Here is a 13,191-nt window from a genome sequence, read left to right on the forward strand (position 1 = left end):
CGAGGATGGTGCCTGGCGGGGTTATCTAGTGCGGCTTTTATTGCAGCCAGCCGAATTCGAGCAAGAATGCCTCGACATCGAGCATTTCCAACTCATCTGGCGCGTGGCCGGCAACGAATGCGAAGGACTCAGCGACGTCCTTGGTCGTCGCGGGGGTCAGCCCCGCGTCAACGAGATTTTCCGCTACGCGGGCAGAAACCGGCGTCTGCGACACCGTATCCAAACCCGTACCCGTGGTGGAGTCCTTGAACATATCGCTAATGCCACCAAAGAAGGTCCGCATCGTGTTCATCTCTCTCACCTCTCAATGTTGCACTGTTGATAGGGTTGAATATACTTGGTACTTACCCACTAAGCAACCCCTAAGCCACTTAAAGTTAACCTTTTGTTAACTTTAAGTGGCTGTGAGGCGTATTACATGGTCACGGGCTCGTTCCCTCGGCCCGCGGGTGACTCTTAAAGGTCGCCGAACGGGGCGAAGCCGAAGTAATGGTTCAGGGTATCGCGCGCAATCCACGCGATTGCCACCACAATGATGGCACCTAGTACGGCATAAACGGTCCAACCCAGCACCTTCATTTGCCGGCTCGCGGGAGTATCTCCTACCACCACGCCGTTATCATCCCGAATGGGATCGCCCGTCATGGAACGCATGCCCAGGGCGAAGAGCAAGGGAATGCCGGCGCCGAAGACGAGGGCCAATCCAGCGACGCGAAGAATAGATTCGAAGATTTCTGCAGCAGTCATGTTCTAGCGCTCCTCGTTCGGAGTAGATGAGGTGGGGTTCGTGCTCCCGTCGACGGCCGCTACCGGGGTCATACCCCCTGCGGCTGCGACGGACTCTTTCGCGCCAACGCGTGGCTCCAAGGAGGAATCCACGGACTCAGCGTTGTCATCCCAGTCATTATTGACGTTGGAGGCATCGACCGGGTTCATGCGGGAGCGGATAACGATGAGCGCGGTCATGGCCAGGAGCAGGACGAAGTCCACGATGGCACCGGTAGCTACCGTCGTGACAGAGGAAACGCCGTGCGCCAGCCACCACGATGCGAAGCCAACGAAAGCAGCACAGGGCAGCGTAATGAGCCAAGCAGCCACCATGCGCATCGCCACGCCCCAGCGAACTTCCGCGCCGCGGCGGCCCAAACCGGTACCAAGGATGGAACCGGTGGATACGTGAGTCGTAGAAAGCGCCATGCCGCCGGTAGCGGAGGTCAAGATGATGGCCGCAGACGTTGCCTCGGCTGCCATACCTTGCGGGGATTCGATCTCCACGAGCCCCTTGCCCAAGGTGCGGATAACGCGCCAGCCGCCGGACAGCGTACCGGCCGCAATGGCAATCGCACAGGCAACAATGACCCAGGTGGGAATGCGGGCATCGGCAACCGCATGGCCTGAGGCCACGAGGGCGAGGAAGATAACGCCCATGGTCTTCTGAGCGTCGCCGGCACCGTGCGCCAGCGATACCAAGCAAGCGGTCACAATCTGGCCGTGACGGAAGTGCTCGTTCTTTTCCTTATTTGGAATGGTGTTGGTTACCCAATACACGAGGAAGGTGGCGCAGGCAGATACCAAGGCGGCGATAATCGGGGAGGCCACAGCCGGAATGATGATCTTGGCCATGATGGAGGTCCACTCCACTCCCCCAGTGCCCATGGCTGCGAAACCGGCGCCGATAAGGCCACCGAAAAGGGCGTGGGAAGAGCTGGACGGCAGTCCGAGCAACCAAGTGAACAGGTTCCAGAGAATACCGCCGATAAGGCCGGTAAAGACCACCATCAAAAGGGCCTGACCATCGGAATCAGCGGCTGCGCCCGACAGGTCATAAGAATCGAGGTTGACGATGCCCTTAGCCACCGTTGCCGCGACATTCACGGACAGGAATGCGCCGACGAGGTTGAGCGCGGCAGAAATCGCTACCGCGGTAAATGGCTTCAGCGCGCCGGTGGCAATGGAGGTTGCCATCGCATTGGCGGTGTCGTGAAAACCATTGGTGAAGTCGAAGGCTAGGGCGGTAACCACCACAATGCCCAAGATAATCAAAGTCGCTGTCACAGCATTGGCCCCTTGTAAGCAATCAACAAATGACGAGAAAGTGCATTTGCGACGCCGTCATTCGTCGCGCACCAAGAGCAGCGTACCCCGCAATAATAAGGCGAGCCAATAGCGTTTCTAAGAAGTAAACTGCACTTTGCCTAGTGTTAACCTTCCGCGCGCAGCTTGGCACCAGCCCCATACCGAAAATCCGCGTTCTACCAGTATTTTTTCAAAAATCTAATCTATCTTCAGCCTTTAATACCGTGGTATAAAACACTAAGAGAGGTGCGCCGGCTTAACGCCAACGCACCTCTCGAAATATAGGGTGTTTACTTCCCGTTTTAACGGAAGGTAGCGAACTTCTTGACCACCCAGCGGCTCAGCACGAGCAGGACGATGCCCAGCGCGATGGAAGCGACACCCAGGGAAATGAAGAAGGTGTTTTCCGCAGCCGCATCCTCTGGGTTGTAGAAGCTAGCCAGCGAGCCGGCAAGCGCGGTACCCATGGCCACGGCCATCATCCACACGGCCATCATGCGCGATGGGAATGCCTCTGGAGCCACCTTGGTGGCCAGCGAGTTGCCCACCGGGGACAGCATGAGCTCACCCATGGTGAACAGGAAGAGGATCCAGATAATGACATACATTGGCGTGGAGTTTGCGCCCGAACCGGAGAACGGCAGGAAGAAGAAGAGCGAGACACCGATGATGATATTGGCCACGCCGAACTTCACCGGAGTGGACCACTGACGGTCACCGAGCTTCGTCCACATCGCTGCGAAGATTGCGGAGAAGATAACGATGAAAATCGGGTTAATGGACTGCACCAGTGACGGCGGGATCTCGAGGCCGAAGATGTGGCGGTCCAAGCGCACATCGGCGTAAATGGTCATCACGGTAAATTGCTGCTGGAAGATACCGAAGAACAGCACACCGGAGATGAACATCGGGATAAAGCCCAAGAGGCGGTTCTTTTCTTTCCGGGTCACCAAATCAGAGGTGTACATCTGAATCCAGAAGTACACGGCGGCAATCAGGGCAACGGCGGTGACGATATTGGACAGCCACTCTACCTTGATGATTCCAGTACCCAGGCCAATGACCATGACGAGGATGACGACGACGATCGCGCCCAAGCCCATCATGCGCTGCTTGGAGTCCGCCGGGTTCGGGATTTCGTGTCCGGCGTCCTTAATGGTGGTCTTACGCATGATGGTGTACTGAATAAGGCCCAAGGCCATACCGACGGCAGCGATGCCGAAGCCCCAGTGGAAGCCCTTCCAGCCCCACATTGCGGTGGTAAGAAGCGGACCAAAGAGAGCGCCGATATTAACGCCCATGTAGAAGATGGAGAAGCCGCCGTCACGGCGAGGATCGTCGCGGCTATACAGCGAGCCCAGCACCACCGACGCGGTGGTCTTCACGCCACCGGAACCAACGGCGATGAGGATCAGGCCGATGGCAAGACCCGTCACGGCGGGGATGAAGGCCAAGACGAGGTGTCCAGCCATTACCATGATCGCGGAGTAGAACAGGGTGCGCTCCGCACCGAGGATGCGGTCTGCTACCAAGGATGCCAACAGGCAGGCCATGTAGACCAAGCCGCCGTACGCGCCGACGATCGATGTTGCATCGCCGCGGTCGAGGCCGAGGCCGCCATCGGTCGTGGCGTAGTACATGTACAGCAGCACGATGGACTGCATGCCGTAGAAGCTGAATCGCTCCCACATCTCCACGCCGAACAGGTTAGCCAGCCCCCACGGGTGACCGAAGAATGTGCGCTCCCCGCTCGAAGCAGCGGGTGCGGAGGTCTGCTCCTCCGCCTCTGGATCCTTATTTGTCATAGCATAATACGACCACTCAGAGGTCTAATTCACAAATCGGGCATTATACGTGAAACATCGCACTGAAAAATCTGCCTAACGACCTGCAGATATTTCTCTGAAAGATTCACCCCATTTGGGGTAGCCGCTCGCGCACTACCACTCCCCTGCTACGCCCCTCATAGGCATATATCGAGCGCACTCATATGCACATAATAAAACCCTGCGAGGGCTCCTCTCGAAGCGGCCTCGCAGGGTGTTAGCTGATGGAGTTAGCCCACCAGCACCGTATTAAGAATTGAGCTTGCGGTACTCAAAGACGGTATCGATGATTCCGTATTCCACGGCGTCTTCCGCGGTGAGGATCTTATCGCGGTCGGTGTCGATGCGGATTTGCTCGGCAGTACGGCCGGTGTGCTCCGCCAGGGTGTTTTCCATCAAGGTACGCATACGCTCGATCTCTGCGGCCTGGATTTCCAAGTCCGAGACCTGGCCCTGGGTGCCCTGGGTTGCAGGCTGGTGGATCAATACGCGGGAGTTCGGCAACGCCGCGCGCTTGCCCGGAGCACCAGCGGCCAAAAGCACTGCGGCAGCAGAAGCTGCCTGGCCCAGGCACACAGTCTGCACATCGGGGCGCACGTAGCGCATGGTGTCATAAATTGCCATCAGGGCAGTAAAGGAGCCACCGGGCGAGTTGATGTACATGGTGATGTCACGGTCCGGATCCTGGCTTTCAAGAACCAGCAGCTGGGCCATGATGTCATTGGCAGAGGTGTCATCAACCTGGGTGCCCAAGAAGATGATGCGCTCTTCAAAGAGCTTAGAGTACGGGTTGGTTTCCTTCGTCCCCTGAGCGGACTGCTCAATAAAAGAAGGCAGTACGTAACGGGAACTTGGCATCTGCGACTTATTCATAGTGATTTTCTCCTTATTCCCTAGTTGCTCAGTGGGCCGTTCACGGACTCGATAACGTGGTCAACAATGCCGTATTCCTTGGCTTGCTGCGCCGTCATCCAGCGGTCGCGGTCAGAGTCCTTGGTGATCTGCTCGAAGGTTTGGCCGGTGTGCTCTGCAATAAGTTCGGCCATCTCGCGCTTGGTCTGGGCGAACTGCTCCGCCTGGATGGCGATATCGGCAGCGGTACCGCCCACGCCAGCGGAAGGCTGGTGCATCATGATGCGAGCGTGCGGCAGTGCATAGCGCTTGCCCTTCGTACCACCAGAGAGCAGGAACTGGCCCATAGAAGCGGCCAAGCCCATGCCGTAGGTGGAGATATCGCAGGGCGAGTACTTCATCGTGTCATAAATGGCCATGCCCGCGGTCACGGAGCCACCCGGGGAATTGATGTAGAGCGAAATATCGCGCGTGGGATCCTCTGCGGAAAGCAGCAGGATCTGTGCGCACAGCTTATTGGCAATTTCATCGTCTACCTGGGTGCCCAAAAAGATAATGCGCTCGTGCAACAGGCGCTCATAGACGCTGTCACCCAAGTTCAGGCCGGAGCCTGCTGGGGTGGTCATCTGAAGCTGGTCAGATTTCTTAGACATTCGAAAAGTCTCCTTGAGGACGGTTAATCTCTAATGCCACCACACTACTTAATGTGGCGATAATTGTGGGGTCTGTTCGCTATCAGCGTTTGCACCGATCTTTGTCTGCTTTTTCGACCCGGCGATGAGAAAAGCCCAGCCAGACTTCCTCGCTGGTGCGAGGGGCCAAGCTGGGCTTTTAAGGAGAAGATTTACTCCGCGTCGGTAGCTTCGTTCTCATCTTCTTCTACTTCACCGAAGTACTGCTCAACGTCAACGTCGTTGCCTTCTTCGTCCTTTACGGTGGTACGGCAAATGGCGGCAGCCAGTGCCTTGCCGCGGCGTACGTCAGAGAACAGGTTGGCAATCTGGCCGTTGGACTGCAGCTGCTGGATGAACTGGTTCGGGTCCATGCCGTAGGACTGCGCGGTGAACAGGATGTGGTCCGAGAGCTCCTGCTGGGAAACTTCCGGCTCTTCCTTTTCTGCCACGGCATCCAAGAAGATCTGCGTGCGCACGGACTCTTCGGCCTGCTCGCGGGTCTGCTGATCAAACTCTTCGCGGGAGGTGCCCTGAGCCTCGAGCAACTGTGCCAGCGCCTTCTCATCGTGTGCCAGCTGACCCAGGATCTGGTGCAGCTGGGCGTGAGCCTGCTCGTCGACGACGGACTGGGGCAGCTCAAAGTCGACATCGGCAAGCGCAGCCTTCAGAACCTCATCGCGGATCTGGCCGGCCTGCTCAGCCTTCTTGGACTCCTCGACCTCGGTCTTGGTGGCTTCGCGCAGCTCCTCGATGGTGTCGTACTCGGAGGCCATCTGGGCAAACTCATCATCCATGTCCGGCAGCTTGCGCTCCTTGGTCTGCTGCACGTGGACCTTAAAGGTAGCCTCTTCGTCCTTGTGCTCGCCAGACTGGATGGTGGAGGTGAACTCGTTATCCTCGCCGGTCTTCATGCCGCGCAGTGCGGTGTCCAGACCCTTGATGAGGTTGTCATCACCAATGGAGTAAGACAGGCCCTCGGTGGAAGCCTCCTCGATCTTCTCACCGTCAACCTCTGCGGTGATGTCGATGATGGCGTAGTCACCGGTCTTCATCTTGCGCTTGGTGTCCTTCAGTTCACCGAAGCGCTCTGCAAGATCCTCGAGGGCCTTGTCCACGTCTTCCTCGCCAGCCTTGATGGCCGGGACGGTGACGGAGATTTCGGAGAAGTCCGGAACCTCGAACTCAGGGCGAACGTCAACCTCGGCGGTAAACTCGACGAAGTCCTTGTCCTCGATCTTGGAAATGTCTACGTCCGGCTGGCCGATGACCTTCAGGTCTTCCGACTGAACAGCCTGCTCGTAGCGGGAAGGCAGCATGTCATTGACGACCTGCTCCAGAATCGGGCCGCGGCCGAAGCGAGCGTCGATCAGCTGGCGCGGGGCCTTGCCCTTACGGAAACCTGGAATAGAAACCTGCTGCGCGATTGCCGCGTAAGCTTGATCGATTTCCTGGTCCAGCTCCGCAAACGGAACGTTGACGGTGAGCTTAACGCGGGTATCGCTCAGCTTGTCTACGGTGGTCTTCACGAGTGAATCTCCCTGGCTTCATTGTTTTTCTACGTACATAAAAATTAAAGGGGGTCTGAAAAACCTTATTAGGGCATTTTCAGACCCCCATACGTCGGGGCGACAGGATTTGAACCTGCGACCCCCTGCTCCCAAAGCAGGTGCGCTACCAAACTGCGCCACGCCCCGTATGTAGGCCACCAAGTTACCTTGGCTGCGTTGCATACCTGAGCCAGTTTAGCGTGTTGGTTTTAAATCTCCTAAATCAGCCCCCTGTTAAGGGCGTAGCCGCAGGTTAACGGCATATTTTCCGGAAGCTGGACTTAGAAATCGAAATCAAACATGCCGTCAAAGAATCCGCCGCCATCACCATCAGATAATCCGTCGAAGAAGCCGCCACCGTCACCGGCGTCTCCCCCTCCGGCATCGCCGCCCATATCACCGGCGCCCCCGGCGTCTCCGGCATCTCCGCCGCCGTCGGCTCCGTCCATTCCTTCGCCACCCTCGGCGCCGCCCCAGTCGCCGTTTTGTGCGGCGGCTGCGGAATAGCCCACGCCGGACATGCCGGCAAACATGGCGTTAAACATCATGGAATAACCCATCATCCACACGCCCGTTTGCAGGGCATCTGCCCACCACGGGCGGGAGTACCAACCGGCCGGAACGGGGCGGCCGGCTACGGTTCCGCCTGGGTAATAGTTCGGGGTTTCCTCGGAGGCGTACGGAGACGCAGTCAGCTGCTCGCCATTCGCATCCACCGTGCGCTTCTCGGTGACCTTGCCCGCGGCGCGCTGGCCTTCCAGCGGCGGCAATTCCGGCCCCGGATTCATATCCATAATCTCGCGGGCAGCATTGACGTAATGCATGCCCTCAAGCGCCGATTCACGGGCCAAGTTGGCCTGCTTGACCGTAGTGGCCCGCGAAATAGCGGAATTGGCCGCGGTAAAGCGCTCCGATGCATCCGCCATTGCCTGCTGCGAGGCGGTATCCGTACCGGAAATCTGCATGACCTGCCCGCCCAGGCGCTCAATCCACCGACGCGCATCCGCCTGGGCATCCGCTAACTGCTGCGCCTCTCGCTCCTCCCGGTTCTTTGTTGAGCTGCGCGAGGATAGATACCACGCGCCGCCACCGAGTACGACTACAAGAAGTAGGAGTTCCACAACAATCATCGCTTTCTTTACTGGAATTGGTCCTACCTATTTTAACGGCCTACCCACTGCGCGTGTTCCCTATTTTCGTTTTGGGGCGCTCATGCGCTAAAGTAGCCGACAGCGTTCAAGGTAACGCTGTGGGAATGTCGTATAGTGGCTAATACCTCAGCCTTCCAAGCTGAAGACGCGGGTTCGATTCCCGTCATTCCCTCGCTTTAACCCACCGTATGGTGGGTTTTCCATATCTGCAGCTAGGCTCCTGCTTGCCGATGCCCATCTCCCGCCAAGCGCGGCTATAAATACATCACATTGGGGCGGTGGCCAGAAAAGCGTAATCTGGTGTCCATGACCGTACCTAATATTACTTTGAACGATGGCAATACAATCCCCCAGCTGGGCTTTGGCGTCTTCCAGATGGACCCGGAAAAGACCGAGGAATACGTAGCCGAAGCGCTGCGCGTGGGCTACCGCCACATCGATACCGCAGCCATCTACGGCAATGAAGAAGGCGTGGGCAAGGCCATCGCCAACTCCGGCATCCCGCGCGAGGAGCTTTTCATTACCACCAAGCTGTGGAATGACCGCCACACCGATGCCGCTGCCGCACTGGATGAATCCCTGCAGAAGCTGGGCCTTGATTACGTTGATCTGTACCTCATTCACTGGCCTACCCCGGCCAAGGGCACGTACGTGGAGGCTTGGAAGCAGCTCATTGAACTGCGCAAAGAGGGCAAGGCGAAGTCCATTGGCGTATCCAACTTTGAGCCAGAGCACTTAGATCAGCTGGAAGTGCACACGGACGTCGTCCCCGCGATTAACCAGGTGGAGCTGCACCCTTACCTGCAGCGCTGGCGCGAACTGGACGCTGGCCGCGCCCACGGCATCGCCATCGAGGCATGGGGCCCGCTGGGTCAGGGCAAGAGCGATATCTTGGAGGCACCAGAGGTGACTGAAGCCGCCGAGGCGCACGGTGTTTCCCCAGCCCAGGCGATTATCCGCTGGCACCTGCAAAATGGGGTCATCCTCTTCCCTAAGTCCTCGACGCCATCGCGTATTGCAGAAAACTTCGATGTCTTCGGCTTCGAGCTCACGGAAGCAGAGATGGCCGCCATTACCTCTTTGGAGGAAGGCGAAGACGGCCGCGGTGGGCATCACCCCAATGACATGAACGACGCCTAATGCGTTTGGTGTAACCACCATATAAAACGCCGCGTGCCCCAAAAGGCCCGCGGCGTTCATTTATGTTTATTCAAGGAACCTGGCGATTTTAGCGCGGGTCCTTGGGCAGCTCGGGTGGGATATTGGTGCGCTCGTATTCTGCGAGGATATCGATGCGGCGCTGGTGACGCTCGGCGCGGGACCATTCTTGATCCAAAAAGGCATCCACGATTTCTAGGGCCTCTTCTTGCGAGTGCATGCGCCCACCAATGCCGATGAGCTGCGCATTATTGTGCTCGCGGGCCAGGCGCGCGGTCTCCGGCGACCACGCCAGCGCGCAGCGCGCGCCCTTGACCTTATTGGCAGCAATCTGCTCGCCATTTCCGGATCCGCCCAGCACGATTCCCAGGGAACCTGGATCGTTGATGGTGCATAGGGCCGCTTCAATGCAGAATGCGGGGTAGTCATCCTCGGCGTCATAGGTATGAGCACCGCAGTCGATAACGTCATGGCCTTGTTTGGTGAGGTGTTCAAAAATCAGGTTTTTGGTCTCAAAACCTGCGTGGTCAGCTCCAAGATATACGCGCATAACCCCTACAGTACCGGCACCACTGCCTCCTAGGCACCACTTTGCACAACCTATTTCGCTCATAGCCCGGCGCTGTTAAGCTAAAGCGCAGACTACGTGCTGCACTGAAAGGCGATAAAAATGAGCCCTCGCACCCTCGCACTCTACGGCAGCGTCCTTGCTATCGCGGTGCTGTTATTTGCGGCAAATATTTTCTTAACCGATAAGAACTACCTCGTGCCGCTTATTCATTCCGTACTTTTCACACTCGCCCACCTTGTTCTGGGGCTGTGGTGGCTGAACCAGAGGGCGATAAAGAAAAATCACCTCGGCGGTTTAGCCGCGGTGATTGGGGTTTTATCCCTGCTCACTGCGGCCTCATGGGCTACGTGGGTGGCCGCCGCTTGGTCAGAATTCCAAGCGCAAACGGCCCTGCCCATTATTAATATCGCCGGGGTACCGGCGTTTTTACTCACGCCGGTCATCGCGGTGTGCTGCCTAGCCGCCGCGGTGCGCCGCAAGCAAGACCAGCAGCGCTTATAACTAGTCCTCTTCTACCTGAGGCATCTCCGTGCGGGAGCGCTTGAGCTCGAAGAAATACCGGCAATCCCCCGACCTTTCGGTTTGCAATAACCGCAGGTCAAGAGTGTGCCACCCTCGCCACCCTTGCCACCTCTGGCAGGGTTGCCAGCCCGTTTGCGGGATCTTTGCGGGATCGGGCCTGCAATCCAACACACAACAGGACGGGTTGAATGTCAGGGTCGAAAAGTTCCCGATTTCCAGCTTGACCCATAGCGCTCTAGCGCGCTATAATAAAGATACAACTTAAGAGAGGAGGTGAAGCGTTGAGCGAAATTGCACAGATAATAACCGCCATAACAGCGGCCATAATCGCAATCAGCACGGAAGCCCGAAAATGGTACGAAACCATAAAAGGCTCCAAGAAACGCAAAAAGTAAGACCCCGGTTCAGGATGCTCAAACCATTCTGAACCGGGGCTTACCCCCATACTTCCACACCACAGAAAGAAACAGCAATGAAACCACTCGAGTTAGCCGCCACCTACACAATCGGCGCATTCCTGCTCTACGCCTTCACCGGCTACAAATGGACCCTCGCACTCGGCGGCGCCCTCGCACTATCCGCAATCGCACGCCACGTCTACCAACCCGAAAATGCAGCATGAAACCAATCATCACAGACCGCGACACCGGGCGAGAACTCTGGCGAGTAAAAGAATGCGCCGCACACTGCGGAATAAAACCATCAACCTGGACCACCTACGTCGCCCAAGGGCGCACCCCGCAACCCATCGGCCACTTCGATGGCCGCACACCACTATGGGACGCCAATGAGGTAGCCCAATGGCACAACTCCAGGCCCGGCTCCCCCGTTCCCAATCACCCCTAAACGCAGAAAAAGACCCCCACCCCGCTAAGGGTGAGGGTCAATTTATATATCCTGTGCGATTTCTTCCGGCGTGGGCACTTCCTCGCGAGAATCAGGATAATGCAAATGCAGCTGCCGAATATGGTTCACCGCAACCCAGTAGCGACTTTTGAGCTGGTCAATGCGCTCCCTTAGAGTTTCCACCTGGGATTCAAGCGAGCTAATCTTTTCATCCTGCTTATTCAGGTCGGCACGCATTTCCTCCGTGAAAGCTTTCCAGTCCGGTCCAGATTGCTCAATTTGCTTTGTCTCTTTTTGTGAGCGGCCCGCTACCTTTTGCCCATAGACCGTGCCGATGGTCGTAATGAGAGCGACAAGAGCGGCGCTGAGAAGTGAGGCTAGAGACATGCGTCACCTCATTTCAGGAATCTGGATTCGCTCTCTGCCGTAGGCGTACAAGGCCAGAAAAACAACGCCGAGATAATTCAGGGCGCTAACCCAAGCACGCGGAGCTTCTCCCAAGATTGTGCCCATGAGAAAGCTCATCGCCCACGCCGCATGAAGCCCCACAGCAAGCCCCACCGCTGCCGGTAGAAGCTTCGGAAGGAAAGTCGCCACGAGACAAAATGCACCGGCAGCAATCCAAATACTCGCCCACAAGGTAGGGCTTGCCCACCCCTCCAAATAGTGAGCAGGCGTGCGTTCTGGATTAATCAAAGGCGGCACATAGGAAAGCCCACGAATAATAGTGAGCAGAGCGAGGATAGCCAGTCCGGCTTCATCCGACTTGAACCAGGTCTCAATCCTCGTCCGCATCATGCCTCGTTTGTGGTGGGGCCGGTGTAGACCGGCAGACCGGAGGCCACCGGCTCGGTGGCTTCATGCTTGGGCTGGTACTCTACAGCGCTGCGGTAGGCAGAGGCTGCACCGGCGATTTCGAGAATCGCAGGCATAAGCTTTTCAAGCTCTAGCCCACCCGTGCGAGACTGGTCCGGGGCCTTGGGCAGATTAGCTGCTGCGGTACCACCTGTGATGGCTGCACCTGCACCAGCGACAGTACCAAGCAGTAGGGAAAGGTCTCCCATGCCGAGAGCGTTGACTACAACTGCGGCCAGGCCAACGAGTCCGGAGATGACGTAGATGATAAGGCGGGCCCAACCCGCCGGGTTCAACTTAGACTGCATTGCTTTTACTTCTCCTCAATCTTTTTCTCGATACGTGCTAAGTCATGCCGGACAGCTGCGATAGCATCAACGAGGGTGAGGTTCTGGCCTTGGCGGTTCTGTCCGAGCTGCGGCCAGCCCTGCCCTTTGGGGCCGCGTAGCTGCGTCCACACGTCCTGCAACGCTTGGAATTGGGGGCCGAAATAGCCGCTAATCCAGTCAGTAAAGAATTTGGTCGTTAACATGCCGCTACTTCCTTTCTGCGGTGCCGCATGCTTCGGAGCGGCTGGCTTTGCGTCGCCATCGGGATGGTCGTACCAGTAGACAGCGCGGGCCATGAAGGTATCGTGATCTTCGCCGCCGACATTGAGCTGCCACGGGCAGCCGGTGGAGGTGAACTGCGAGTGAGGGAATACGTTTACTCCCCACTTCGGGCGGCCGAGGCCGTAGGCATGGCAAAGCGCGGCGACAAGGTGCGCGCCCTCCTCGATGGTTTGGTCTGAGATTTGCCAGCGGTCAGGACCGGAGATGTTGGCGTGCTCGATACCGATAGAACGGGCATTAATGTCAAGGTTATCGGCGTGCCATGCAGTATCCCAGTCGTTGACGATCTGGCCGATAGTGCCGTCGGCTTCGACTTGATAGTGGGCAGAAGCTTCGCGGCTGTTGTTCCACAGATCTCGGCATCCTTCCGTCGTGAGGCGGACGCCGGCATTGTGGTGGATTACGATGCGGTCGATGGAGCGTGACCGCCCTGGGGTGAAGCGGTGCCCGCCGACCAGAGCGTATTTGTCTGGTTCTAGTGTCTTCCAATCTTTCAATTTTC

General features: G+C 57.5%; 17 protein-coding genes and 2 tRNA genes. 5 read left to right on the forward strand and 14 right to left on the reverse strand.

The window, feature by feature from the left end:
* Positions 1-37 precede the first annotated feature (37 nt).
* The 9 genes from HMPREF1287_RS05510 to HMPREF1287_RS05550 form a co-directional block, all read right to left on the reverse strand.
* Positions 38-292 carry a hypothetical protein gene (locus tag HMPREF1287_RS05510; RefSeq protein WP_005277906.1) on the reverse strand — a complete coding sequence of 85 codons (255 nt, stop codon included), beginning with the start codon at positions 290-292 and terminating at the stop codon, positions 38-40.
* Positions 293-456: 164 nt separating this feature from the next.
* A complete protein-coding gene (locus tag HMPREF1287_RS05515; RefSeq protein WP_005277904.1) occupies positions 457-747 on the reverse strand; it encodes a hypothetical protein in 291 nt (96 codons plus the stop codon).
* A gap of 3 nt (positions 748-750) precedes the next feature.
* Positions 751-2,055 carry an inorganic phosphate transporter gene (locus tag HMPREF1287_RS05520; protein ID WP_005277901.1) on the reverse strand — a complete coding sequence of 435 codons (1,305 nt, stop codon included), beginning with the start codon at positions 2,053-2,055 and terminating at the stop codon, positions 751-753.
* 323 nt (positions 2,056-2,378) lie between these two features.
* Positions 2,379-3,881, reverse strand: coding sequence for a peptide MFS transporter (locus HMPREF1287_RS05525; RefSeq protein WP_005277899.1), 1,503 nt, complete (start codon positions 3,879-3,881; stop codon positions 2,379-2,381).
* 270 nt (positions 3,882-4,151) lie between these two features.
* Complete coding sequence (locus tag HMPREF1287_RS05530; protein WP_005277894.1) at positions 4,152-4,775, reverse strand: ATP-dependent Clp protease proteolytic subunit; 624 nt, start codon at positions 4,773-4,775, stop codon at positions 4,152-4,154.
* Between the two features lie 20 nt (positions 4,776-4,795).
* Positions 4,796-5,407, reverse strand: coding sequence for an ATP-dependent Clp protease proteolytic subunit (locus HMPREF1287_RS05535; RefSeq protein WP_005277891.1), 612 nt, complete (start codon positions 5,405-5,407; stop codon positions 4,796-4,798).
* A gap of 191 nt (positions 5,408-5,598) precedes the next feature.
* The gene (tig, locus tag HMPREF1287_RS05540) at positions 5,599-6,954 is read right to left on the reverse strand and encodes a trigger factor (RefSeq protein ID WP_023017071.1); all 1,356 of its coding nucleotides are present in this window, start codon (positions 6,952-6,954) and stop codon (positions 5,599-5,601) included.
* Positions 6,955-7,048: 94 nt separating this feature from the next.
* Positions 7,049-7,122 (reverse strand) — tRNA-Pro (locus tag HMPREF1287_RS05545).
* Between the two features lie 134 nt (positions 7,123-7,256).
* Positions 7,257-8,105: a hypothetical protein gene (locus HMPREF1287_RS05550; RefSeq protein WP_023017070.1), complete on the reverse strand. Its 849-nt coding sequence runs from the start codon at positions 8,103-8,105 to the stop codon at positions 7,257-7,259.
* Positions 8,106-8,226: 121 nt separating this feature from the next.
* On the opposite strand from HMPREF1287_RS05550, the gene HMPREF1287_RS05555 reads away from it, so the two are divergent.
* Together HMPREF1287_RS05555 and HMPREF1287_RS05560 are read left to right on the forward strand one after the other, a co-directional pair.
* Positions 8,227-8,298, forward strand: a tRNA-Gly gene (locus HMPREF1287_RS05555).
* Between the two features lie 134 nt (positions 8,299-8,432).
* Positions 8,433-9,266, forward strand: a complete 834-nt coding sequence (locus HMPREF1287_RS05560) for an aldo/keto reductase (protein ID WP_023017069.1) — start codon at positions 8,433-8,435, stop codon at positions 9,264-9,266.
* An 88-nt stretch (positions 9,267-9,354) separates the two neighbouring features.
* Here HMPREF1287_RS05560 and HMPREF1287_RS05565 read toward each other — a convergent pair whose 3' ends face one another.
* Positions 9,355-9,834 carry a ribose-5-phosphate isomerase gene (locus HMPREF1287_RS05565; RefSeq protein ID WP_023017068.1) on the reverse strand — a complete coding sequence of 160 codons (480 nt, stop codon included), beginning with the start codon at positions 9,832-9,834 and terminating at the stop codon, positions 9,355-9,357.
* Positions 9,835-9,954: 120 nt separating this feature from the next.
* Here HMPREF1287_RS05565 and HMPREF1287_RS05570 point away from each other — a divergent pair, with 120 nt between their 5' ends.
* The 3 genes from HMPREF1287_RS05570 (at position 9,955) to HMPREF1287_RS12100 (ending at position 11,223) form a co-directional block, all read left to right on the forward strand.
* Complete coding sequence (locus HMPREF1287_RS05570) at positions 9,955-10,356, forward strand: hypothetical protein (protein ID WP_023017067.1); 402 nt, start codon at positions 9,955-9,957, stop codon at positions 10,354-10,356.
* Between the two features lie 493 nt (positions 10,357-10,849).
* Complete coding sequence (locus HMPREF1287_RS12410) at positions 10,850-10,999, forward strand: hypothetical protein (RefSeq protein WP_023017066.1); 150 nt, start codon at positions 10,850-10,852, stop codon at positions 10,997-10,999.
* Positions 10,996-11,223 (forward strand): AlpA family transcriptional regulator, encoded by a 228-nt coding sequence (locus HMPREF1287_RS12100; protein ID WP_023017065.1) that lies wholly within the window; start codon positions 10,996-10,998, stop codon positions 11,221-11,223. Before HMPREF1287_RS12410 ends, HMPREF1287_RS12100 begins: the two co-directional genes overlap by 4 nt.
* Before the next feature lie 42 nt (positions 11,224-11,265).
* On the opposite strand, the gene HMPREF1287_RS05575 is transcribed toward HMPREF1287_RS12100, so the two are convergent.
* From HMPREF1287_RS05575 to HMPREF1287_RS05590, 4 genes are read right to left on the reverse strand one after another with little or no spacing between them, the layout of a single operon-like run.
* Entirely contained in the window at positions 11,266-11,610 is a 345-nt protein-coding gene (locus tag HMPREF1287_RS05575; RefSeq protein WP_023017064.1) for a hypothetical protein, read from the reverse strand.
* Between the two features lie 3 nt (positions 11,611-11,613).
* On the reverse strand, positions 11,614-12,021 hold the full coding sequence (locus HMPREF1287_RS05580; protein WP_156905099.1) for a hypothetical protein: 408 nt from the start codon (positions 12,019-12,021) through the stop codon (positions 11,614-11,616).
* A complete protein-coding gene (locus HMPREF1287_RS05585; protein ID WP_023017062.1) occupies positions 12,018-12,386 on the reverse strand; it encodes a hypothetical protein in 369 nt (122 codons plus the stop codon). The genes HMPREF1287_RS05580 and HMPREF1287_RS05585 overlap by 4 nt, the downstream gene beginning before the upstream one ends.
* 5 nt (positions 12,387-12,391) lie before the next feature.
* Positions 12,392-13,186, reverse strand: coding sequence for a peptidoglycan recognition family protein (locus HMPREF1287_RS05590; RefSeq protein WP_023017061.1), 795 nt, complete (start codon positions 13,184-13,186; stop codon positions 12,392-12,394).
* Positions 13,187-13,191: the final 5 nt, after the last annotated feature.

Origin of the sequence: Corynebacterium sp. KPL1986 (assembly GCF_000477975.1) — a bacterium.
In the GTDB taxonomy this organism is placed as follows: domain Bacteria; phylum Actinomycetota; class Actinomycetes; order Mycobacteriales; family Mycobacteriaceae; genus Corynebacterium; species Corynebacterium accolens.